The organism is Paenibacillus thiaminolyticus, from assembly GCF_007066085.1.
GTDB classification, from domain to species: Bacteria; Bacillota; Bacilli; order Paenibacillales; family Paenibacillaceae; genus Paenibacillus_B; species Paenibacillus_B thiaminolyticus.
Genome location: NZ_CP041405.1, coordinates 3,583,830 through 3,607,999, shown reverse-complemented (window position 1 = coordinate 3,607,999; position 24,170 = coordinate 3,583,830). Strand labels below are relative to the sequence as shown.

General features: G+C 56.7%; 19 protein-coding genes. 17 read left to right on the top strand and 2 right to left on the bottom strand.

Annotation, left to right across the window (positions count from 1 at the left end):
• The first annotated feature begins 27 nt into the window (after positions 1 to 27).
• From FLT43_RS16000 to FLT43_RS15980, 5 genes are all read left to right on the top strand, one after another.
• Positions 28 to 951: an ABC transporter ATP-binding protein gene (locus tag FLT43_RS16000; protein WP_087440420.1), complete on the top strand. Its 924-nt coding sequence runs from the start codon at positions 28 to 30 to the stop codon at positions 949 to 951.
• Complete coding sequence (locus FLT43_RS15995) at positions 944 to 1,642, top strand: hypothetical protein (RefSeq protein WP_087440421.1); 699 nt, start codon at positions 944 to 946, stop codon at positions 1,640 to 1,642. Before FLT43_RS16000 ends, FLT43_RS15995 begins: the two co-directional genes overlap by 8 nt.
• 231 nt (positions 1,643 to 1,873) lie before the next feature.
• Positions 1,874 to 2,833 (top strand): AAA family ATPase, encoded by a 960-nt coding sequence (locus FLT43_RS15990; RefSeq protein WP_087440422.1) that lies wholly within the window; start codon positions 1,874 to 1,876, stop codon positions 2,831 to 2,833.
• Between the two features lie 5 nt (positions 2,834 to 2,838).
• The gene (locus tag FLT43_RS15985) at positions 2,839 to 3,957 is read left to right on the top strand and encodes a DUF58 domain-containing protein (protein ID WP_087440423.1); all 1,119 of its coding nucleotides are present in this window, start codon (positions 2,839 to 2,841) and stop codon (positions 3,955 to 3,957) included.
• Entirely contained in the window at positions 3,947 to 5,515 is a 1,569-nt protein-coding gene (locus FLT43_RS15980; protein WP_164776683.1) for a DUF4129 domain-containing protein, read from the top strand. Before FLT43_RS15985 ends, FLT43_RS15980 begins: the two co-directional genes overlap by 11 nt.
• Before the next feature lie 1,105 nt (positions 5,516 to 6,620).
• On the opposite strand, the gene FLT43_RS15975 is transcribed toward FLT43_RS15980, so the two are convergent.
• Positions 6,621 to 7,823 (bottom strand): MGDG synthase family glycosyltransferase, encoded by a 1,203-nt coding sequence (locus FLT43_RS15975; protein WP_087440426.1) that lies wholly within the window; start codon positions 7,821 to 7,823, stop codon positions 6,621 to 6,623.
• Positions 7,824 to 8,173: 350 nt separating this feature from the next.
• Positions 8,174 to 9,364, bottom strand: a complete 1,191-nt coding sequence (locus FLT43_RS15970) for an acyltransferase family protein (RefSeq protein WP_087440472.1) — start codon at positions 9,362 to 9,364, stop codon at positions 8,174 to 8,176.
• A gap of 172 nt (positions 9,365 to 9,536) precedes the next feature.
• Here FLT43_RS15970 and FLT43_RS15965 point away from each other — a divergent pair, with 172 nt between their 5' ends.
• The 12 genes from FLT43_RS15965 (at position 9,537) to cydC (ending at position 24,168) form a co-directional block, all read left to right on the top strand.
• A complete protein-coding gene (locus tag FLT43_RS15965; RefSeq protein WP_087440427.1) occupies positions 9,537 to 10,520 on the top strand; it encodes a helix-turn-helix domain-containing protein in 984 nt (327 codons plus the stop codon).
• Positions 10,521 to 10,630: 110 nt separating this feature from the next.
• Positions 10,631 to 11,941 (top strand): ABC transporter substrate-binding protein, encoded by a 1,311-nt coding sequence (locus FLT43_RS15960; protein ID WP_373994932.1) that lies wholly within the window; start codon positions 10,631 to 10,633, stop codon positions 11,939 to 11,941.
• A 172-nt stretch (positions 11,942 to 12,113) separates the two neighbouring features.
• Positions 12,114 to 13,067 carry a carbohydrate ABC transporter permease gene (locus FLT43_RS15955; RefSeq protein WP_087440473.1) on the top strand — a complete coding sequence of 318 codons (954 nt, stop codon included), beginning with the start codon at positions 12,114 to 12,116 and terminating at the stop codon, positions 13,065 to 13,067.
• A gap of 1 nt (position 13,068) precedes the next feature.
• Positions 13,069 to 13,896: a carbohydrate ABC transporter permease gene (locus tag FLT43_RS15950; protein ID WP_087440429.1), complete on the top strand. Its 828-nt coding sequence runs from the start codon at positions 13,069 to 13,071 to the stop codon at positions 13,894 to 13,896.
• 16 nt (positions 13,897 to 13,912) lie between these two features.
• The gene (locus FLT43_RS15945; RefSeq protein WP_087440430.1) at positions 13,913 to 14,992 is read left to right on the top strand and encodes a Gfo/Idh/MocA family protein; all 1,080 of its coding nucleotides are present in this window, start codon (positions 13,913 to 13,915) and stop codon (positions 14,990 to 14,992) included.
• Positions 14,989 to 15,825, top strand: coding sequence for a Gfo/Idh/MocA family oxidoreductase (locus FLT43_RS15940; protein ID WP_087440431.1), 837 nt, complete (start codon positions 14,989 to 14,991; stop codon positions 15,823 to 15,825). The genes FLT43_RS15945 and FLT43_RS15940 overlap by 4 nt, the downstream gene beginning before the upstream one ends.
• Before the next feature lie 47 nt (positions 15,826 to 15,872).
• On the top strand, positions 15,873 to 17,375 hold the full coding sequence (locus tag FLT43_RS15935) for an N-acyl-D-glucosamine 2-epimerase (RefSeq protein WP_087440432.1): 1,503 nt from the start codon (positions 15,873 to 15,875) through the stop codon (positions 17,373 to 17,375).
• A gap of 136 nt (positions 17,376 to 17,511) precedes the next feature.
• Positions 17,512 to 17,748, top strand: a complete 237-nt coding sequence (locus FLT43_RS15930; RefSeq protein ID WP_087440433.1) for a hypothetical protein — start codon at positions 17,512 to 17,514, stop codon at positions 17,746 to 17,748.
• A 535-nt stretch (positions 17,749 to 18,283) separates the two neighbouring features.
• The gene (locus FLT43_RS15925) at positions 18,284 to 19,687 is read left to right on the top strand and encodes a cytochrome ubiquinol oxidase subunit I (protein WP_087440434.1); all 1,404 of its coding nucleotides are present in this window, start codon (positions 18,284 to 18,286) and stop codon (positions 19,685 to 19,687) included.
• On the top strand, positions 19,671 to 20,687 hold the full coding sequence (gene cydB / locus FLT43_RS15920; RefSeq protein WP_087440435.1) for a cytochrome d ubiquinol oxidase subunit II: 1,017 nt from the start codon (positions 19,671 to 19,673) through the stop codon (positions 20,685 to 20,687). Before FLT43_RS15925 ends, cydB begins: the two co-directional genes overlap by 17 nt.
• Positions 20,687 to 22,414 (top strand): thiol reductant ABC exporter subunit CydD, encoded by a 1,728-nt coding sequence (gene cydD, locus FLT43_RS15915; RefSeq protein ID WP_087440436.1) that lies wholly within the window; start codon positions 20,687 to 20,689, stop codon positions 22,412 to 22,414. The genes cydB and cydD overlap by 1 nt, the downstream gene beginning before the upstream one ends.
• Complete coding sequence (gene cydC, locus FLT43_RS15910; RefSeq protein ID WP_087440437.1) at positions 22,411 to 24,168, top strand: thiol reductant ABC exporter subunit CydC; 1,758 nt, start codon at positions 22,411 to 22,413, stop codon at positions 24,166 to 24,168. The genes cydD and cydC overlap by 4 nt, the downstream gene beginning before the upstream one ends.
• The last annotated feature ends 2 nt before the right edge of the window (positions 24,169 to 24,170 follow it).

Genomic DNA, 24,170 nt, shown 5'->3' with positions numbered 1-24,170 from the left:
GGCATACGAGCGAAGGGAGTTTGAGCGATGACCTATGCATTGCGAACCTATCGGGTCACCAAAAGCTATCAAGGCAATGAAGTCGTATCGGAAGTCAGCATGAATATCCGGCGGGGTGAAATCTATGGATTTCTCGGGCCGAATGGCGCTGGCAAGACGACGTTGATGAAAATGATGACGAATCTGGTCAAGCCGACCAGCGGCGAGATCGAGATTCTTGGGCAGAAGCTGACGGACACATCCTTTGAACTGCTCGGGCGGATGGGATCGATTATCGAATATCCGATTTTCTACGACAAGCTCACGGCGCGCGAGAATCTGGATTTGCACTGCGAATATATGGGCTATCATGATAAAAAGGCGATTGACGAGGCGCTTGAGCTGGTCAATCTGCGCGGCATCGACAAGAAAATGGTCAAGGACTTCTCCCTCGGGATGAAGCAGCGGCTTGGCATTGCCCGCGCCATTACGACGAAGCCGGAGCTGCTCCTGCTCGACGAGCCGATTAACGGACTCGATCCGATCGGTATGAAGGAGCTGCGGGATCTGTTCCGGATGCTGTCCCGCGACTACGGGATTACACTGCTCATTTCCAGCCATATGCTGGGGGAGATCGAGCAGATGGCCGATACGATCGGCGTCATCAATCACGGCAAGCTGCTCGCCGAGGTGGCGATGGCGGAAGTGAGGGAGCAGAATGCCGCTTATATCGAGATCGTCACGACCAACAGCCAGCATGCGGTGTTCGTGCTGGAGAACCGGATGAACCTTACGAACCTGCGGCTGATGAACGAACAGGTCATACGGGTATATGACACGGAGCTGCCGCAGAACGAGATTGCGAAGACACTGATTATGAACGATGTCATTATCGAGTCGATTCATAAGAAGAACCAGTCTCTGGAAGACTACTTCCTCACTTTATTGAACGGAGGCGGCATCCATGCGTAACTTGATGAAGCTGGAAATGAAAAAATACAAGATCGGCGGCTACATCCGCGGAGCCGTCATCGCCAGCGCCATCATTCTCCTCTTCATGCTGTTCGTCAGCTTCGTGCAGAAGGTGGAGGAGGGCATTCCTGCCTTTACTAACCTGCTTGAGGCATTCGACTTCAGCGTCACGATCGTGCGGAGCACCTTCATTGTGTTCGCGGCGGTGCTGCTCTCGCGCTTCGTCATCGAGGAATTCCGGAGCAAGTCGATTACGGTGCTGTTCATGTACCCGATCAGCCGCAAGCGTCTTATCGCGGCCAAGCTGGCGATTGTCGTGATCTTCACGTTCTGCGCCATCATCCTGTCCACCCTGTTCGTGGCCAGCGGTTATTATCTCTTGAACCGGTGGCTCGATCTGGTGCCGGGGGGCCTGCCGGTATCGGCGCTCGCCTCCCAGGGCTTGAAGGCCTTCATCAATGCAATCGCCGCCAGCGGCATGGGGCTGATCCCGTTGTTCTTCGGAATGCGGAAGCATTCTGTCGCGGCGACCATCGTCTCTTCGATTCTGATGATCGCGATTGTCTCCTCCAACACCAATGGGTTCTCGCTGGGGTCGATCATCTTCATCCCTCTGGCCTTGGCGGTCATCGGCGGGCTAATCGCTTACTTCACCATCCGCAATATTGAGCATGTCGATGTGACGACATAACATAAGAAGGAACGCGGCCAGGAGGCTGCGTTCTTCTTGGCGTCTTCTCTCCGCCGAACGGCGGATGAGGCCAGGTCCATTTCTTCTCCTTCTCCCTTTCTATTTACCTTAACCTTCAGATCCCCCGTTCGCTTGCCATTGCCGCCCCTGTTCAGGGTTAACGTAGCCGAGCCCTCCAAAAAAGGGTAACATAGAAGCAGTAACCACGACGGAAACGAGGTGCTTCGATCTATGGACTTATCCCGTATTCATACGCTTGCCCAAGCTATTAAGCGCAATGTGCAGCAGGTTATCGTCGGCAAGGACGATACGCTGGACCGCATCTTCGTCGCCCTGTTCACTGGCGGCCACGTGCTGCTCGAGGACGTTCCGGGCACAGGCAAGACGCTGCTCGCCAAATCCGTCGCCAAGTCAATCGACGGCACCTTCAAGCGCATTCAATTCACGCCCGATCTGCTGCCTACCGATCTGAGCGGAATGAATGTGTACAACCAGAAGCGGGGCGAATTCGAGTTCCGGCCGGGCCCGGTTTTCACCAACCTGCTGCTCGCTGACGAGATTAACCGGGCGACGCCGCGCACCCAATCCAGCCTGCTAGAGTGCATGGAAGAGCGCCAAGTCAGCATCGACGGTGTCACGATGCAGCTCGAAGAGCCATTCATCGTGCTGGCGACGCAGAACCCGCTCGACAACTTCGGCACCTTTCCGCTGCCGGAGGCCCAGTTGGACCGCTTCATGCTGAAGCTGAAGCTTGGCTATCCGACGTTCGAGGAAGGACTGCGCATTCTCTCCCGCTTCCGCACCGAGGATCCGATACAGGAGCTTGCCCCGGTGGCGACGCAGGAGGACATCAAGGCGGCCCGGACCGGATATACTCAGGTCCATGTTGATGATGCCATCCTCGAATATGTGCTCGGCATTGTCGAGCGGACGCGCAGCCACCCGGACATCGCGCTGGGCGCCAGCCCGCGGGCCAGCCAGGCGCTGCTTCGCGCCGTACAGGCCTATGCCGTCATTCGCGGGCGGGATTACGTGTCGCCGGACGATGTGAAGGCGATGGCCGCTCCGGTGCTAGCGCATCGCCTGCTGCTTCACCATGCGGCCGGATCGCGGGATGATCAAGCTGAATCGGTCCTGGCCCAGATCGTAAGCCAGGTGCCGGTTCCGGCAGAAGCCCGTGCGGCGGAGTGACGCCTATGCCGCTGCATTGGTTGATTGTGTTTCTCGGCCTTGCGCTGGCTGTGCAAGGTATGCTGTATAGACGCTGGGCGCTGCGGAGGGTTTCTTATACCCGCACCTTTTCGAAGCAGAAGCTATTCGCCGGCGAGACGGTGGAGATGACGGAGACGATTGGCAATGACAAGCTGCTGCCGCTGCCTTGGGTCCGGCTCGAGTCGATGAATCCGAGCGCCCTTCGCTTCGGGAAGCAGCATAATCTGGAGATGGACGTCGGGGAGCTCTCGCAGAACCATCGAAGCTTGTTCGCGTTGAAACCGTATACACGCGTCATTCGCCGTCATCAGATTACATGCGTGAAGCGGGGAATCTACCGGCTGGACAGCGTTACGATGACGGCTGGCGATCCGTTCGGCGTGTTCGATGCGGTCCGCCGCATTCCGCTGGGTCTGGAGCTGACCGTATATCCTGCGCTCATCCCTCTGGATCAGCTTCCACTGTCGACGAAGAGCTGGATTGGGGATATTCCGGTCCGCCGTTGGATCTTGGAGGATCCGTTCTGGAAATCAGGCGTCCGGCCGTACCGCCCGGGCGATACGCTCAAATCGGTGCATTGGAAGGCGACGGCCCGCACGAATAGTCTTCAAGTGCACAAGTTCGATTACACGGCCGACCGCAAGCTGATGATTCTGGTCAATTTCGAGACATCGGACGGGATGTGGTCGAAGGTGACGATTCCGGAGCAGGTCGAGAAGGCGCTGTCTTACGCGGCCTCCATCGCCCATGCGACGGTGAAGCAGGGGATGGAGACGGGCGTCAGCTGCAACGGAAGCCAGCCCGGCCATGCTAGAGGGACCGCGCTTACCTTTCCGCCCGGAGCGGGAACGCTGCATTTGCACCGGCTATTCGAATGGATGGCGAAGCTGGAGCTGGAGCTGACGATGACGTTCGCCACCTTCCTCGCGCAATGGGAGCCGGCCGGGGATACCGACTATATTATCGTGACGCCGCTCCCGCCTTCCCGTCAGGCGGAAGCGATCGTGAACAGGATGCGTATGCGCGGCAGCGCCGTGGAATGGCTCGTGCTGCCGAAGCCCGTTGCGAAGCCGGGGGATGAGGAGGTGCGCCATGCTCAATAGCCGGGCAAAGGGGCTTGACCGGAGTCAGAATCAGAGTCAGAGTCAGGAACCGACTCGGGAAGGCGGCCAGAATCGGAGCGGGAGCGGGGAGTTGAACCGTAAAAGCAGTCGGGAACTGAACCCAGAACGGAACCGGGAGGGTAGCCAAGGTTGGCATTGGAGACGGGGGCGAGAGTTCGGCACTTCGCTGCTGAGGGCGCTGCTCGATTATCTCATCCTATTCCCGGTCTTGCTGCTGATCAGCGTGTACGCGGCGCCCAATGTGGCGGGACCTCAGCTGTGGTACGGACTATGGCCGGCCTGTGCGGCCATGGGGGCGGTGCTCCAGTGTGCGGTTCGCTTAAAGCGGCTTCGCCTCTGGCTGCTGCTGTTGTTCGTGGCCGGCAGCGCCGCGCTGGCAGCCGTAGTGCCGATTGGGCTGCCGATTATAGCGGTGTATGCGGCAGGCTTTCTCGTGTTTGCAAGAGGGATGTCGGCTGTGGCGAACCGGTCATCGTTCGGAGATACCGTACATTGGAACTGGGCGGCGCTCGGCATCTATTTTCTCGTGTTCGCACTCTCCTTCTTCCGCGCGGAGCTGCGTGCGCTGCAGCCGCATTTGGCCGCCGTCGGCGTACTCTTCGTCTTCGGCACGCTCTGGCAGATGAACTGGGGGCAGCTGAACAAGGCCAATTACAGCGTGGAGGCCCGCGGCTCCGTTCCGGCCCAGGTGATGCGCCTTAATGCGTCCTATGTCATCCTGTTCTTCCTTGCGCTGGTGCTGATTGTCGCCTTTACCTTCGGCTCGGCGATGGATACGCTGATGGAGTGGACGCGCATGTTGCTCGGTTGGCTGTTCTCGGGGAGCGAGAATGTGGCCGTGGACGAGCCTCCGCCGCCGCAGGCCGCACCGCTAATGCCTCTATTCGGGGCCGATGCGAATGCCGAGCCAAGTCTGTTCTGGACGCTGCTGGAGCGTCTCATCACCGTCGTCTTCTGGGTCGCCCTGGCTGTCGGGGCGCTGGCCGGCACTTGGTTCTTGCTGCGCTTCCTGATGAAAAAGCTATTCCCGCAGGCCTGGGAAGCGCTGCTGCGGTTTTTGCGCAAGCGGGAAGCGGGGCCGGAGGCGGCGGACTATGTCGACGAGCATTCCTCCACGTTCGAATGGGAGAAGCTTCGCCGCCGCGTCATGAAGCCGTGGGCGCAGGCCGCACGCCGCTGGCGCCGGGAGCTCTATGACGACCTGAGGACCAATCGCGAGCGGGTCCGCTTCCTGTACCGGGAGCGGCTGCGCCAGGCGATTGAGAAAGGGTATGAGCCCGACCCGAGCCGCACGCCGAAGGAGACGATGGAGCATCTTCGGCAGTGGGAGCGGGAGCCAGAGCGCGGTCAAGGCGTCGCGAGCGGGTTGGGCAAGGCGTACACCGGAGCCGTCGAGAGGGAGTTGGGCGAGGCGTACACTATAGCCGTCGAGAACGAACTTGGCGAGGCATACACCGAAGCCCGATACGGGAAGCGCGATATTCCGGACGAGATGGTGGAGCGGCTGGTCCGCCAGATACGCGGCGGAATGAAGTGAGGCGAATTTATTGCAAAGGTGAGCCTTGGTGGCTCTCTTTTGCATGTAAAATTCCTGTAATTTTACATCATTTTTGGTGGATAGAGGGTGAATTTGGGGAAAATCCTGCAAAATTACATCAATTCACTTCGAAAAGTGCCGATCAAGCAATTATGGTGTGAAATTGGTGCACATTTGCAGGATTGACTTGCGGCAATAACGGCCCCTGTGAAAAAGCTGCACTTTTACAGTATTTTTGGCGGGAAAACACGAATAGCACTCATCGCAGGCCAGGATATAGGAGGAAGCAGGCACCATGTATACCATTGCATACCCAGTGCTACTGTAGACTCCAGCGACCACGAGCAAGCACTAGCAGACACCGGCTACTCCAGCGACCACGAGCAGGCACCAGCAGACACCGGCTACTCCAGCGACCACGAGCAAGCACTAGCAGACACCGGCTACTCAGCGACCACGAGCAAGCACAAACAGACACCGGCTACTCAGCGACCACGAGCAAGCACTAGCAGACACCGGCTACTCAGCGACCACGAGCAGGCACCAGCAGACACCGGCTACTCAGCGACCACGAAGCAAGCACTAGCAGACACCGGCCACACCAGCGACCACGAGCAAGCACTAGCAGACACCGGCTACTCAGCGACCACGAGCAGGCACCAGCAGACACCGGCTACTCCAGCGACCACGAGCAAGCACCAGCAGACACCGGCTACTCAGCGACCACGAGCAAGCACCAGCAGACACCGGCTACTCAGCGACCACGAGCAGGCACCAGCAGACACCGGCTACTCCAGCGACCACGAGCAGGCACCGGCAGACACCGGCCACATGAGCGACCACGAGCAAGCACAAACAGACACCGGCCACATGAGCGACCACGAGCAAGCACAATCAGATACCGCCCACACCAGAACTAGCTAATCCAAACAAGACCCGACGACTCCCAACAACTCCCAACAACTCCCAACAACTCCCAACAACTCCCAACAACTCCACAAGACTCCCGACTAGCCCGCCCTGAACCGCCTCAACCCGCGCAAAAAACCGCCAGGGCGAGACTCTGACGGCTGTTTTTACTTACTAGGTTATTTACACGTTATTATTACACGTAATTGCGGCGGAAGCGGAGTCTTGCCGTCTTGCGCGGCACGATCGGGTGCCGTTCAACCTGCAAAATTGCTTCCAGCACGCGGGCTTGTGTATGCTGGCGTTCCGCCTGAGCGCGGACGCTCATCCATTGCAGCGCTTCAGGCCGGGAAGCGAAGGATGAGAGCTGGGACACGAGATCCTCCGGATCCTCGGCTTGGGAGGCCAGTCCCTTGCGCACGAGATACCGGATGTTGTCCTGCTCTTGGCCCGGCAGCGGCTTGTAGACGAGCAGCGGCAGCCGCTGGACGACCGCCTCGGTCGTCGTCACCCCGCCTGGCTTCGTAATCAGCAGATCGGACATCGCCATATATTCATGGACCGGCTGCACGTAGCCTTCCACCCGGATATGAAGCGGGGACGAGGCCGCCCATTCCTCGAGGTGGCGCTGCAGCCGCTCGTTCCGCCCGCAGATGACGATGAACTGCATGTCGGCTGCCCAGTCGGCTTCTTCCATTGCGCGGAAGAAATCGGGATCGAGCAGGCCGCAGCCGCCGCCCATCAGCAGTACGGTCATCCGATTCGGATCTAGACCGTAGCGGCTCCGAAGCGCTGCTTTGTCATAGCTTCCGTAGAACTCCGGACGAACCGGAATGCCGGACACTTCGATCCGGCAGGCGGGAATGCCCTGTCCGGCCAGCTTGGCCCGGGCTTCCTCCGAACCGACGAGATAGCGGTCGGTATGGGGGTGAATCCAGAAGCTATGATCGGTATGGTCGGTAATGACCGTCACCAGGCCGCATTGCACAGCTCCGCGCTCCTTCAGGCGGGATACCGCCGCGCTCGCCGCCGGGAACGTGCTGACGATAATCGTCGGCTGCACCTCGCGTATCAGCTTGATGAGCGGACGCAGACTCGTCAGCGGCACATTTTTAATCAGCTGGGAGAAGCGATGATCCCGGCGTGTCATCTCGAACAGAAAGCCGTACATATTCGGGAACATTTTCAACCATTGCACGAAGCAGTACGAACCGACCGTGTGCAGATGCGGCGACACCTGTTCCAAGTAATCGACGACATGCACTTCTGCTTCCTGCGGGCACCAGGTGCGGGCCGCTTCCCGAATCGCATGAGCCGCCTGCAGATGGCCGTGGCCTAGCGATCCTGCGAGAACGAGCACCTTCTCCTTCGGCTGTTTACCGTAACCCCGATCATACATGTTTCCTAACATCTCCCTTTATTTATAACTTCACCATCTCTGGCTACTTCTTCTCTCTGAATTTGTTACATTTATCGTATCCGAAAAGGGACGGACTGGAAATGGACTGGAGTGCGGTTGTGATCCTAGACCTTTGGCGGGTCTTGGACCTAGCTATCATGCAAACAAATTCCATCATAAAATAAAAATGATGAGAAAAGGTTGAAAATTTATAAGATTTTCAAATGAGATCATCATAGGGACCGTATGCCCGCCTACTTTATACTATAGCAAGATGATTGGGACATCTCCCTAGATAACTATATTCGCTGTAGTAGAGACGTATGCAGCCACGAGTGCCACGAATTCTCTCAATCCATCCCAACTGTTCGCTCCCCCTGTACGGCGTGCTGCCGCTTCGCAGGGCCGAACAGCCGCACGCTCCATCGCGAGAGCAGGACCAGTGTCTTGGCATCGACGAACCGATCGAAGAGATGGGCCGCAGCGAAGATGACCGGGTGCGTTATTACCATCGTCAGCAGGACGCTCATCCCGTAAGGCAGTGCGGAATAGAGCTGCCCGAAGATATAACTGCCGAGGGTACAAATGATAGTAAAATGCACAAGGTACAGCGAGAACGATATTTTGCCCAAATAGGCGAATGGCTTGCGGTTGAACAGCGTCTGCATCCGGCTTGAGTTCAACAGGGCCGTCAGGATCAGGAATGATCCGATGACATGGTAGAACCCGAAGAAGGAAAATCCGGGCGCTTCCCATACGAGAATGGAGTAGATGGTTCCCTGCGTACTCCAATAAGGGTAAGAGCCCATGTATATGCCGGCGATGACAAATATCGCATTGATCCAGGGCCGATTGATGGCCGCCAGCCAGTTCCGGCCGCTATGCTTGAGATCGCTCAACAGCATGCCCAGCACAAATCCCAAATAGTAAGAGTCGATCCAGAACCAGATCAGGAGCGCATAGACGGCGAACCGAAGCTTGCGCTTCCCAAGCAGCAGCAGGAATGCAAAGATCAAAAAGGACCCGAACAACTCGTACGTCATCGTCCAGAGCACGGGATTGTATTGCGAACCATAGGTGAAGAAGGTATGGAACAGGCTCTCCTTCATCATCGCCCATACGCCGGTATCGGCCGCGAACGGATCGGGCATGGAGGATAAGGTGATTCCCTGAATGTCGTCATAGAATCCGAATCCGCCGATGATAGCCAGATAAGCCAGGACAACGGACAGAACAGCGGGTATGGCCAAGCGGAAGTATCTTCGAGCGGCAGAAGAGTATACATGCAGACGGTCTTTGGTCTGAAAATAACGATAGCTCAGCACATAACCGCTCAGCACGAAGAACAGGCATACAGAAAAGTTACCGTTAAACAGAAGATTTATCGGCGTCCGCGCGGCTGCGCCCTCGAAGGCGAAATGCGCCATCTCCGGTCTGCCCTCAAAGACAGACGGAAGAAACACCTGAAAGAAGTGGCATACCACCACGATGCAAGCCGCCATTCCCCTAACGCCATCCAAGTATACGATTTTCGGCTTCATGGGCATCTCCACTTCTCCATACCGGCGTTCCTCCTTTTCCTTACTTTCATTGTAATCCCATATTGGAGGGAGATGTTTAAATTTTTCATGAGAACATAGGAAAACGGTTCCAAGGAGGAGAAGTAGTCGAGAGGCAGAGCATATATGGCGGGATACGAAGGAGTGAATAGCATTGGCACTTCAATGGAACATCGCTGATATTGATGAATTGACCCGTTCCGGCATTATTTATTTCAATTCCAGGATGGAAATGTTGGAGGGCTTGCCCTGCAAAATGTATCGATTGACGGCCCAACCGAGCTTAATGACCCATTGCCATGATTATTTTCAGATCTGGTATGTGGCCAAAGGAGCCTTCCATCATACGGTGAGCGGCGAGCGGTTCGCGATTGCGGCGGGAGACATTTTTGTCGTCTCTCCGTTTACTTTGCATAGTGTGGAGATTCCTCCAGAGCAGGAGCTTGAAATATACGGCTGTGAATTTATGCCTTCCTTTATCAACGAACGGTTGGAAGAGAAGCCGGTGGATCGCTCCTTTTTTGATGTAGCCTATGTAGAGTATTTTTTGCGAAGGGAGAGCAGCATTCAGTCCAAGCTTACGCTGGAGAATGTGATCGAGGTCAGGGTTCGAAATCTGATGAGGGAGATGCTGGCGGAGTATGAGAAGCGATCTCCCTTTTTTCAGATCTTATTGAAAGCGAACCTGCTCCTGCTGCTGTCCATCCTGGTTCGGCAGGTGAACCGGGAGCTGGTCGATGCGGGATTCGAGAAATCGGAAAAATATAAAAATATTATGACCGGGGTAATCGAGTACATCCATACGAATTATCATGAAAATTTGAAGCTCGATACGCTGTGCTCTCTCGCGAATCTGTCACGGTCAACCTTCTGCGGACTGTTCAAGGAATGGACAGGCAAGACGTTCAACCGCTATGTCACCGATCTTCGCATCTTCCATGCTATCGGCATGCTCATGCGGCCGGAGCTGTCCGTCACGGATGTATGCTATTCTACGGGCTTCAACGAGCTCTCTTATTTTTGCAGGATCTTCAAAAAATATACGGGCATCTCTCCCACCTATTTCCGCAAGCAAGCGGTGCAGCCAAAGAATGACAATCATACGATAATCCCACTTATACAGACAAAAGTGAAATGAAATAAAGCGTTTACATGCTACCATATGGGTACTTGTTAGCCTAACAGGATCGCAGTCGGTTGTTCGATTCAACCATTACGGGGGGATGAAGTGTGAGAAGAAAATCGGTGATGTGGTGTCTTGTTCTCGTTCTTATGATCTCGATTGTATCCGGATGCTCTGGGGGCAATTCTCAACATGCGGACGGCAGCTCCCAGGACAAGGGGAGCGAAGGCGGCGCGACAGATAACGGTTCTTCCGCAGATGCGGTAGAGCTCAGCTTCTGGTACGGATGGACCGGGCCGGAGGGCGAAGCGATTGAGAAGCTGATCGCCAAGTGGAATGCGGCCAACCCCGGCATCCAGGTGAAGGGGCTATCCCAGAGCGACTATCAGAAGCAGCTCACGGCGATTACTGGCGGCAATCCTCCGGACATCGCCTCGCAATTCGGCCAGAACGTCGTACCTTGGGGACTGCGCGGCGCCATGATGCCGCTGGATGATTATATTGCGCAGGATGGCGTCGATCTGCAAGATTTCGTTCCGGCGGCATTAAGCACGTCGCAGTATGAAGACAAGACCTACGCCATCCCGATTGCGATGCATGTATCGATGTTGTTCTATAACAAAGATATATTGGCCGAGGCGGGCTTCGACGGTCCTCCGGCCACGATCGGCGAGCTGAAGCAATATACCAAGGCGCTGAGCATCGTGGAGGACGGAGGACGCCTTCAGCGTCTGGGATTATGGCCGGGCATGGATGCCTACACCTTCGCCTATGCTTACAGCGGTTCGTTCTATGATGCCGAAGCGAAGCAGGTGACGCCGGATCATGCGGGCGTCAAAGCGGCCATTGAGCTGTCCAAGAGCATCTGGGATCAATACGGCTCTGACAATCTGGATCGGTTCTCTTCGGGTCTTGGCCAATATATGTCCGCGCAGAATCCGTTCTTCTCCGGCAAGTATGCGATGACGATCGACGGCGAATGGCTGCCGACCTTCATTAAGCAGTTCGCGCCGAATCTGAACTACGGCATTGCGCCGATTCCGTATGATGAGAATAATCCGGTTATGAAGAATCCAGGGAATGTCGCGACGAGCGTGTTCTATATTCCGAAGGGCGCGAAGCATCCGGATGCCTCCTGGAAGTTCCTGAAGTGGATGACCGAGCCGGAGCAAATGGCTGAATTTACGGCGGCGCTCGGGAATCTCCCGACGAGAACATCCGCGTTCACGAATCCGGTCTACGCCGAAGTGCCGGGCTTCAAGGAGTTCCTCGATTACTCGTCCAGCAGCAATCTGAAGTCCTTCCCTGCCACTTCCTTCGCGAATGAATATATGACCGAGTTCGGCGTCCAATATGACGCCATTCTGCGAGGGAGCATCGGCCTGGAGGAAGGCTTGAAGAAGGTCAAGGACAAGATTCAGCCGCTCGTGAAATAGCTTGCGCTTGCATGGCTCCGATCCGCTGCAGCAATCCGTCGGGATCGTATCGGATCGGAGTCTGCCCAGGCTGCCTAAGCCTGGCGAGACATGCTGGCGAGACATGTTGCGAGACATGCTGATGAGACCTTGCTCATGAGAAGACATGCTTGACGAAAGGAGAGCCGCGATGATGAGAGTCTCCACGCCCGTGATACGACAAGGGAAGAGAACTGGTTGGTCGAAGAAGGAGCGTCATTATGTCTATCTTGGCCTGGCATTCGCTTCCCCCTGGATTATCGGATTTCTCGTATTTACCGTCTACCCGTTCTTCGGATCTCTTTATTTCAGTCTAACCGATTACGATCTGTTCAGCTCGCCGAGATGGGTTGGTCTGGACAATTATAAGCACATCATTGCTGACAGCGGCTTCTACAAGTCGCTCGGCAACACATTGTTCATGGCGTTTGTTTCCGTGCCGATTACGTTAACGTGCTCACTGCTAATCGCCCTGCTCCTGAATACGAAGGTGAAGGGTATCAACTATTACCGGACGATTTTTTATTTGCCGTCGGTCATTCCAATCGTCGCCAGCGCGCTGCTGTGGACGTGGATGCTCAATCCGGACTTCGGCCTGATCAATATGGTGCTGCGCTCGCTCGGTCTCCCCGATCCCGCTTGGCTGCTCGATCCGCGGTATACGAAGCCGTCACTGATTCTGATGAGCTTATGGGGCTCCGGGGCAGGCGCCTTGATTTTCCTGGCGGCCCTGCAGGGGGTTCCGAAGCAATATTATGAAGCGGCGCAAGTGGACGGCGCCAACTGGTGGCACCGGTTTTGGAGAATCACCGTTCCCGCCCTGTCACCGATTATTCTGTTCCAGCTCATTATGGGCTTGATTGGCGCATTCCAGATCTTTACGGAGTCATACATTTTGGCCGGGGGCAAGGTGGACGGAGGCAAATCGCTGGGCGGACCGGACCAGTCCTTGCTGTTCTACGCGGTCAATCTCTATCAGGAAGCGTTCGTTTATCTCAAGATGGGCTACGCTTCGGCGCTTGCCTGGATTTTATTCCTGATCGTATTGCTGATTACATTCGTGCTCTTGAAGACATCGGGCCGCTGGGTCTATTACGGAGGTGATTAAGATGGCGATCCGGCTGCGGAAGCATATTTTGCCTCATGCCGTGCTGATTCTGTTCTCCATCCTCTTTCTGTTTCCGTTTTTGTGGCTGGTGATGACCTCGTTGAAGACGCCGGACGAGATCTTTCAACTTCCTCCGCGCATTTGGCCGGAGACCTTTCAATGGTCTAATTATAAAGCGGCCTTCGAGGCGATTCCGTTCACCCGCTATATGATGAACACCTTCCTCATCTGCGCCCTGAATATTATCGGGCAATTGTTCTCGGCCCCGCTGGTGGCGTATTCGATATCCCGAATTCCGTGGCGCGGGCGGAACATCATTTTCTCGATCGTGGTCGCCACGATGATTCTGCCGGCACAGGTGCAGATGATTCCGCAGTATATCATTTTTACGAAGCTGGGCTGGGTGAATACGATTCTCCCGCTTACGATCGGAGCGTTCTTCGGGGCGCCGTTCTTCATCTTCCTGCTGCGCCAGTTCCTGATGGGGGTGCCGGCGGAGCTGTCCGAGGCGGCGAAGATTGACGGGGCTTCCGAGCTTCGCATTTACGCGAGGATTATCCTGCCGATCCTGAAGCCTGCCCTGGTCACCGTGGCCTTGTTTTCCTTTGTCTGGTCCTATGTTGATTTTATGGGGCCGCTCATCTATCTGAATGACTCTGCCAAATGGACGATTACCGTTGGATTGCAGAGCTTCCAGCAGGATCACGGGGCCCAGTGGGAGAAGCTGATGGCGGCTTCCACGATTATGGCGGTACCGATGATTCTTCTCTATTTCTTCGGCCAGAAATACTTCATGCAATCCGGTTCAGCCTTAACCGGCTTCAAATAATAGGAGGGATGTCGAAATGAGTAAAACCATCGTCGCGATCATCGGCTGCGGAACAATTGCCAACAGCGCCCACATTCCGGCGTATCTTGCCAACTCGGATGCTGAGATCAAATATTTTTGCGATATTCGCAAAGAACGGGCGGAGCAAGCGGTCGAGAAATATGGCTGCGGCATCGCGATTGAAGATTACCGCGTTATCCTGGACGATCCGGACGTCGAAGCCGTCTCCATATGTACCCCGAACCATTGGCACGCCCCGATTGCGATCGACTGCATGCGTGCAGGGAAGCATGTGCTCTGCGAGAAGCCGGCCGCCCGCACGTACGAGGAAGCGCTGGAGATGCAGAAGGTGCAGCATGAGACCGGGATGACGCTGAATATCGGCGTCGTGAATCGGTTCAACACGGGAGTAAATATGATGAAGCAGATGATCGAGGACGGAGAACTTGGCGAACTGTACCATGTGTACGTCAGCTTCCGTGCGCACCGCTCGATTCCCGGACTGGGGGGCGACTTCACGAACAAGGCTGTGGCTGGCGGGGGCGCGCTGATTGACTGGGGCGTGCACTTTCTCGACATCGTCATGTATTGCGCAGGCGATCCGGAGCCGCAGACGGTAACGGGGCAGACCTATTGCAAGTTGGGCAAGGATATGAAAAATTACGCCTACCTCAACATGTGGGCAGGGCCGCCCAATTATGAGGGGACATACGACGTCGATGATTTCGTCACGGCGATGATCCGGACAGCGGGGCCTTCGATTACGGTCAATGGCGCCTGGGCGCAAAATATCGGGGTCGACGAGATGTATATCGACTTCCTGGGGGACAAGGCGGGAATCCGGCTGCAGTATGGCGCCGAGTTCACGATCTACAGCGCCAAGCATGGCGCTCTGCTGGAGAGCACCCCGAAGTTCGCGAAGACCGATCATTTCCGGAACGAGATCAACAGCTTCCTCGCCTGCGTCAAGTCTGGCGAGCGACTGCCGTCCCATATTAATACGGTCATCCTGACGGCCAAAATGATTCAGGCCATCTATGATTCTTCGGAGCAAGGGCGGGAGATCTCATTCGTGAAAGAGGGAGCACGGGCATGAAGAAGATCGGGTTCATCGATTATTATTTGGACGAATGGCATGCGAACAAATACCCGGACTGGATTCGAGCCGCTTCCGGCGGAACGATGGAGGTTGCTTATGCCTACGGCATGAAGGACGCCGAACGCGGGTTGAGCAACGCGGCATGGTGCGGGAAGCATGGCATCGCCTTGCGCCATACGGTGGAGGAGGTCGTGGCGGAGAGCGATTATCTCATCGTGCTGTCGCCTGACAATCCGGAGCATCACGAAGCGCTCGCCCAGCTGCCGCTGGCCTCGGGAAAGCCGACGTACATCGACAAGACCTTCGCCCCGGATCGGGCGACGGCGCTGCGCCTGTTCGAGCGCGCGGCCCGGCACGGGACGCCGATGTACTCCTCGTCGGCCTTGCGGTTCGCTGCCGAATATGTTGGGGCAGAGCGCGCGGGAATCGAGGCCGTATCCAGTTGGGGACCCGGCGCGTTCGAGAACTACTCGATCCATCAGATCGAACCGATCGTCTCGCTGATGGGAACGGAAGCGAAGCGCGTCATGTTCATCGGGACCAGGAATGCCCCCGCGCTCCTGATCGAATTCAAGGATGGCCGGCAGGCGACGATGCATCACCTGGGCGGCGATTGTCCGTTCACGACCGCGGTTGCATACGATTCGGGGAACTGCCGAATCCTAAAGCCGGAATCGGATTTTTTTCAATTGTTCATTCAAGATCTGGTTGCCTTCTTCGAGTCGGGGCAGGTCACGGTTCCTTCTGCCCAGACCGTCGCCGTCATCACCATCATCGAGTATGGCTTGCTGGCGGCCAAGCGGCCCAATGAGTGGGTCGAACTGCCGTAGTTGCAGAACAGGGAGCAGCCGGAGATCCGTTAGAGGAGGTGTTCAATATGTTCCGATTTCGCCAGCGGGGATGGTACCGCCAAGCGGGCATTTGCTTGGCCGCTCTAACCGTTCTCTTTTATGTGCTCCCTTCCGGCAGCGGGCAGGCCGCCGAGCAAGGGGAACAGGGAGCAGGAGCAGCTCTCGGCACAGGCAAGGCTTCGGCCTTATCGGGCCCGACCATTCAGGTCGATCCGGGGTTCCGTTATTATCAAAATCGCTCGGCAGCGAGCATCGCCGATGAGATTGTGCAGAACGGGTACAAGTCCGTCCGCTATTTCGTCGTTAATGAGAACCAAGTTAACCGCGAGCTTGTCGAGGCTTTTCAGGAGAGAGGGCTGTTCGTCTGGGCGCTCGTCCTCGGCAACGGATCGTACTCTGTCGAAGGCTTTCCCGCCGATTGGCCGAGCTGGCAGATGGAGCTGTTGACCCCGGTCAATGACGGGTATTACCGCTTCTCCCCGCATAGCGAAGCTTATGCGCAGTGGAAGAAGGAGAAGCTGGCCGGCCTGGTCCGGGATATCCCGTTCGACGGCATTGAAGTTGCAGAGCCATACTTTCCGGAATGGGACGGCATCGATCGCGGCGTGTACGGCGATGTCGGTCCGCTGGCCCAAGCGGCCTTCCGTGAACAGTATGGGCATGACCGTATTCCGAATTTCACCGATCCGGACGATCCGGACTTCTATCTGACGAATGTCGAGCTGTACGAGGATTGGATCGAGTTCCGGGTCGAGGCTGTCAACCGCTTCCTCGATGAACTGATGAACGGGACAGGCGGGGTGCGGGACGCGAGAAAGGATATTCTCGTCGCGACCTGGTCGCTCGCGATTGACGCCGGCCCGGATTCCGTGGATACGCTGCGCGAGATGCAGGGCCTCGATGCCGCAGAGATGATAGCGGCGGTCCGGCCCGATCTGCATATCCTGCAGACGCATTGGCCCGACTGGATTAAGCCTCAGGACGCCCTTCCGCCGCAGTATATCCGCAGCTATCAGCGCTTCGCCGATCAGATTCGCGCCGTTCATCCGAACATTCCGCTTGGCGTACAGGCCGACATCGGATCGTCGCTGGCCATGGTGAAGGACCGGGCTTGGTACGACTCGTTCGGCCAAGAGGCCGCGAAGATGGGATTCCTTACGTGGACGGCCTATGAATATCATATCGGCAAGTACATGTATGAGGAAGCGCCCGTTCCGGTCACCGTTGCCCGTCCGCGGCATGATAAGACGCTCATTTCGTTCCAGAAGCGAATCGACGAGTCCTCCGCCAAGCTTCCCGGCAGCCTGCAACTTATTACCGAAGAGGGGGGGACATTCGTTCCTCCGGAGCGTATTGCCGTCGATGGCAATATGCTGATCATCGAGTGGGATCAACTGCCGAAGAAGGAATTCCGCCTGCGGATTGAACAAGTGACGGATACGCCGCCCTATTGGCTGTATCACAAGGATCGGCCGGCCAATGCAATCAAGAGCGGCACGGTTGTGGAGATCGGCAAGAAAAATCCCTAACTGAACCGGCTGATAACCGTCCACTCCCGGGATGCATGGTCGTCTTTGGGGTGGTCGGTTTATTTACAGACTCTGGAATTTTCCTGGAGTTTTGCTACAATGGATATAGACCAACAATTAGCCAAGGGAAGGGATTATGAACAAAAAGCCGCTTTGGTATCATGTAGCACTAGCAATCGTTCTTTTGCCTGCCATAGAAGGGATTATCACAAATACGCCTAGTTCGCACTTCCGGGTTATGGTTTCGATCACCGCCATGCTTTGGATTATTGGTATGTTCGAGATTAGAAAAAATTTGAATGTGGGGATTTGGATGTTAATCCTTTTTGCGTTGGTGTTTATTTTGACCGTGGAAATTTCTAAAGTAAGTTAGGTCGTTGGAATAAAAATTTTATATTTTTGACGTGACTTGGCCGCGATCCCTCGCGGCTATTTTGTGTTCTTATTACTGATCAACTTAATTCATTGATGTAGCTCTCAAGGCCTCTTTTTGCACATTTCTTAATAGTATTTTATGGAAAAAGATAAAGAAAAAGTAGATATCAACCGCTTCCTTTTGCGGTAATGCTATGCCTTTTCTCTTCCAGCTCAAGTTTAATTTTTAAGCTTTTGTGAACAATGGCACAAAGTTCGCAATTTGCTCACTCTATTCTGATAAGATGTGATAAAAATCACATTAGCCCGCGTGTCCATCTGACAAAATAACACTGAGTCCTGTAACGTTTGTCATTGATCGAGCTGTTCCTCGTATCGCAGTCAACGGCTTATGCCATGCGCGTAGGGCGAAGACGGCTGCCCGAAGCGTACGGCAGGGCCTCAAAAGAGGATGTTCACAAAGGTACTGAAAGGCTGAAAACCGAACGGACCTTTTTGAACTCCCGCATAATAAAGAAAGGTGGAACGAAAAAATGGATACGCTAATCTTATCACGCATCCAGTTTGCGTCGACGACGATTTTTCACTTCTTCTTCGTCCCGGTATCCATCGGGCTGGCGCTGCTTATCGCCATTATGGAGACGATGTACGTCGTCAAGGGCAATGAAGAGTATAAGAAAATGGCCAAGTTCTGGGGCAAATTGTTCCTCATCAACTTCGCCGTCGGCGTAGTGACCGGTATCATTCAGGAATTCCAGTTCGGCATGAACTGGTCGAATTACTCCCGCTTCGTCGGGGACGTGTTCGGCGCACCGCTTGCCATCGAAGCGCTGCTAGCCTTTTTCATGGAGTCTACGTTCATCGGGCTCTGGATCTTCGGTTGGGAGCGGCTGAGCAAGAAGGTGCACTTGCTGTGCATCTGGCTAGTGGCTATCGGAACGACGATGTCCGCCTTCTGGATTCTCGCTGCCAACTCGTTCATGCAGCGTCCAGTCGGCTTCGAAATTAACAATGGCCGGGCCGAGATGAATGATTTCCTCGCGCTGATTACGAACGGCCAGCTGCTGGTGGAATTCCCGCATACGGTGCTGGGCGCATTTGCGACAGGCGCCTTCCTTATTACGGGTGTCAGTGCATACAAGATGCTGCGCCGCCAAGACTTTGAGTTTTTCAAAAAATCCTTCAAGCTGGGTATCGTTGTTGCCTTGATCTCGTCGTTCCTGGTCGCGATCTTCGGCCACCAGCAAGCACAGTATCTGGTGCATACGCAGCCGATGAAGATGGCGGCAGCCGAGAGCTTGTGGGAGACAAGTCCGGATCCTGCGCCGTGGACGGTTATCGCGGCTATCGATCCGGCTAAGCAAGAGAACCAGATGGAAGTGAAGATTCCATACTTACTTAGCTTCCTGTCCTACAGCAAATTCTCCGGGGAAGTCCGCGGGATGAAGGAGCTGCAGGCTGAATACGAGCAAACATACGGACCTGGCGATTATATTCCGCCGGTGCGCACGACCTTCTGGAGCTTCCGCATCATGGTTGCTGCCGGCTCGCTGATGATTCTGCTCGGCCTGTACGGCGTATATCTGATGGCGCGCAAGAAGCTGGATCAGAAGAACACCTGGTTCATGCGCTTCATGCTGTATGCCATCTCGCTGCCGTTCATTGCCAATACGTCGGGCTGGATTATGACCGAGATCGGCCGTCAGCCATGGACCGTATTCGGATTGATGACGACGGAAGACAGTATCTCGCCTAGCGTATCGGGAGGCTCGGTGCTGTTCTCCCTGATTGCCTTCTCCACCATTTACACGGTGTTGGCTATCGTGCTGGTCTACCTGTTCGTACGCGTTATCAAAAAAGGACCTAACGAGGATGTTACTGTCCACGTGTCTCACGATCCATTCGATAAGGAGGAACGTCATGCTCTCACTCAATGAATTATGGTTCGTTCTTGTCGCTGTGTTGTTCGTCGGCTTTTTCTTCCTCGAAGGCTTCGACTTCGGGGTTGGCATGTCGACTCAATTCCTGGCGCGAACCGACGGAGAGCGCCGGGTGCTAATCAATTCCATCGGCCCATTCTGGGATGCCAATGAGGTCTGGCTTCTGACCGCCGGCGGGGCGATGTTCGCCGCCTTCCCGAACTGGTACGCGACTTTGTTCAGCGGCTATTATGTGCCGCTCGTCGCGTTGCTGCTCGCGCTTATCGTGCGCGGCGTCGCCTTCGAATTCCGGGGCAAGGTGGACAGCGAGCGTTGGAAGAAAACATGGGATCTGGCTATCTTCGTAGGCAGCCTGCTGCCTCCGTTCCTGTTCGGCGTCGTGTTCGCCGGGCTGATTAAGGGTCTTCCCATCGATCAGCAGATGGAGATGAACGCGGGTCTGTTCGACATGGTGAATCTCTATACATTAGTAGGCGGCATTACTGTCACGGTGCTCTGCCTCGTGCACGGCCTCATGTTCACAACGCTGCGGACGGAGGGCGATCTGCAGGCGCGCGCACGCCGTCTTGCCCGGAAGCTGATGATTCCGCTCGCCGCTCTGCTCGTCTTGTTCGCGGTCATGACCTATTTCATGACCGATGTGTTCGAGGTTCGCGGCGCCATCCTGGCTGTCGTTGCCGTCCTCGGCCTGATCGTCTTCCTGCTCGCAGGCTACTTCATGAAGCAGAAGAAGGACGGCTGGGCGTTCGGTATGACCGGAGGCATTATATTGCTGTCGATCGCATCCGTCTTTATCGGCTTGTTCCCGCGGGTGATGATCAGCTCCATCAACAGTGCATTCGACTTGACGATTCATAATGCGGCATCGGGCGCTTATTCGCTCAAAGTGATGACGATCGTAGCGGTAACCTTGCTGCCATTCGTGCTTGGCTACCAGATTTGGAGCTACTTCGTCTTCCATAAGCGCGTGAACGAGAAGCAGCATCTCGAATACTAATGGGCAAGAATCTGTTCGGCTACCAAGGGATCAAGCCGGTTCTTGCCAGTCTGACCGCCATTGCCCTGGTGCACACACTATCTATTATTATGCTGGCCATCTGGCTGGCAGAAGCAATATCCGCCCTGTTCGCCGGGGCGGCATGGCAGGAACAAGCCGGCAAGATCGGGCTGTTCCTGCTTGCTTTTCTCGTGCGCCAGATGACGGCACTGCTGCAGCAGCAAGTGGCTTACCGATTCGCCGAGAAGACCGGCGCCAGCCTGCGGAGCCAGCTGCTGGAGGCGCTGTTCCGCCTCGGGCCGCGGCATACCCGGACAGAGGGAACGGGCACGACAGTGACGCTTGTGCTCGAAGGGGTCGGGAAGTTCCGCAAATATATGGAGCTGTTCCTACCCCGCATGATCGGGACCGCAGTGACGCCGGTGCTTATCCTCGCGTACATTGCGACCCAGGATATCGTCGCCGCCCTGATTCTGGCGGTGACGATGCCGATTCTCATCGCGTTCCTTATTCTTGTCGGTCTGGCCGCGCGTAAGCAGACCGAGAAGCAGTGGGCGTCTTACCGGCAGCTGTCGAATCATTTCGTCGATTCGCTGCGAGGTCTGGAGACGCTCAAGTTCCTTGGACGCAGCCGCTCGCACGGGGCCACCGTCTCCAAGGTCAGCGACAGATATCGTTCGGCCACGATGCGGACTCTGCGTGTCGCCTTCTTGTCCTCCTTCTCCCTGGACTTCTTCACGATGCTGTCCGTCGCATCCGTGGCGGTCAGCCTTGGGCTGCGCCTCGTGAACGGGGAGATGATGCTCGTTACCGCGCTAACCATCCTTATCTTGGCGCCGGAATATTTCCTTCCGGTCCGCATGGTAGGGGCCGATTATCACGCGACGCTGGACGGTAAGGAAGCGGGCGAAGCGATGGAGTCCATTATCCGCGCGGGAGCGAAGTCCGAGGAGGCCCCTGCCTCGCAGGCGCTGCCGGCCTGGACGCAGGACAGCTTGCTGCGAATGACCGGCATCGGGATGCGGCATGAGGAGGAGGGCCCGTCCTCACTGCAGGAGATTGATCTGGAGATTCAAGGCTTCCGCAAGGTCGGGATCATCGGCGCAAGCGGCGCCGGCAAGTCGACGCTAATCGATATTATCGGCGGCTTCCTGCATCCGACCGCCGGGACGATCCGGGTGGACGGACAGGAGCGGACGTCGCTGACCGGCGAGGACTGGCGGAAGCAGACGACGTACATCCCGCAGCATCCGTATATTTTCAGCTCCTCGCTGGCGGATAACGTCCGCTTCTATTCGCCGGACGCGAACGATGACGAGGTCGGGCGGGCGATGACTGCCGCGGGGCTGGGCGCGTTGGCAGATCAGCTGCCGAACGGGCTGGATGAACGCATCGGCAATGGCGGGCGCTCGCTGAGCGGCGGACAGGAGCAGCGGGTTGCGCTGGCGCGGGCATTTCTGAGCAGCCGGCCGATTATGCTGCTCGATGAACCGACGGCGCATCTGGACATCGAGACCGAATATGAGTTGAAGTCGACAATGCTGGAGCTATTCCGTGATCGGCTCGTCTTCTTGGCCACGCACCGCCTGCACTGGATGCCGGATATGGACTGGATTATTGTCCTGCAGGACGGCAAGGTGGCGGAGACGGGGACTCATGAAGAGCTGCTGGCGAAGCGGGGGGCCTACTACGACATGATCCGCATGGAAGGGGAGGATACGCTATGAATCGCGAAGGCTGGATTATGCCGTATATGCGGCGCTATGCCGGACGCTTCGCTGTCATTATCGCCCTGGGCGTGTTGACGGTGCTGTGCGCCTCCTCCTTGACCTTCACGTCAGGCTATCTCATTTCGAAGTCGGCTTTGCGTCCGGAAAATATTTTGCTCGTCTACGTGCCTATCGTGCTTGTCCGGACGTTCGGCATCGGGCGGGCTGTCGTCCATTATGTCGAGCGTCTGGTCGGTCATGATGCGGTGCTGCGCATCTTATCCCAGATGCGCGAGCGGATGTACCGCATCCTGGAGCCGCAGGCGCTGTTCCTCCGCTCCCGCTTCCGGACGGGAGATCTGCTCAGCACGCTGGCGGACGATATCGAGCAGCTGCAAAATGTGTACCTGCGCACGGTGTTCCCGGGCGCGGTGGCGCTTGTCGCCTATGCTGCCTGCATCGCGGCGCTCGGCTGGTTCGATCTGCCGTTCGCCCTCTTCATCGGACTGCTGCTGCTCCTGCTGATCGCGGTGCTGCCCTGGGTGTCTCTGCTGATTACCCGCACCTGGCAGACCCGCATCAAGCAGGAGCGGAACGTGCTGTACCAGCGGTTGACCGATGCAGTGATGGGGATGAGCGATTGGGTCATTAGCGGGCGCACCTCCCGCTTCACGGCGGAATATGAAGAGGGCGAGCAATCCGTCGCCCGCATGGAGCGCCGCCTGAACGGCTGGGCCCGGCTTCGCATGCTGCTGGGGCAGTGCGTCGTCGCGGCCGTGCTGGTGCTCATGCTCTGCTGGGCAGGGGGCCAATATGCGGACGGGCGCATCGCCGCCACCTTAATCGCGGCGTTCACCCTGGTCGTATTCCCGCTGATGGACGGCTTCCTCCCGGTATCGGATGCGGTGGAGAAGCTGCCGCAGTACCAGGATTCGCTGGATCGGCTCGCGAAGCTGGACGCTCCGGCGGGCGACCAGCCCGTTCGTCCTGCGGCGGAGGCGGAGCTGCGGCCGGCCCTGGCGTCCGGAGAGGCGCATATCCGGCTGGAGCAGGTCCGCTACCGCTATGACAAGACGGCCGCCTGGACGCTGGATGGCTTGTCGCTCGATATCCCGCAAGGACGGCGAATTGCGGTCATCGGCCGCAGCGGAGCGGGGAAATCGACGCTGCTCAAGCTGGTGCAGGGAGCCTTGGCGCCGGATGAAGGCCAAGTGTTGCTGAACGGTATTCCGGCGGCGTCGTATGGGGAGCATATCCCCGCGATGATTGCGGTCTTGAACCAGAGCCCGCATCTGTTCGACACGACGGTGGCGAACAATATCCGGCTGGGCCGCCCGGATGCCTCCGACGAGGACATCCGCCGGGTCGTCCGTCAGGTCGGCCTGGAGACGCTCGTCGACTCGCTGCCGGACGGCTATGACACGCGGATGCTGGAGACGGGCGGGCGCTTCTCGGGCGGGGAGCGGCAGCGGATCGCCTTGGCCCGCATCCTGCTGCAGGATACGCCGGTCGTCATTCTCGACGAGCCGACCGTCGGGCTCGACCCGCAGACCGAGCGCGCTCTGCTGGCCACGATGTTCACCGCGCTGCAGGGCAAGTCGCTGCTGTGGATTACGCATCATCTCGTCGGCGTGGAGCAGATGGATGAAGTCATCTTCATCGAGAACGGCCGCATCGAGATGAGAGGTCCGCATGCGGAACTGCTGGAGCGGTATCCGCGCTACCGCAACCTGTACCAACTGGATCGGCCCGCGCTGCTGTCGCGGATATAGGG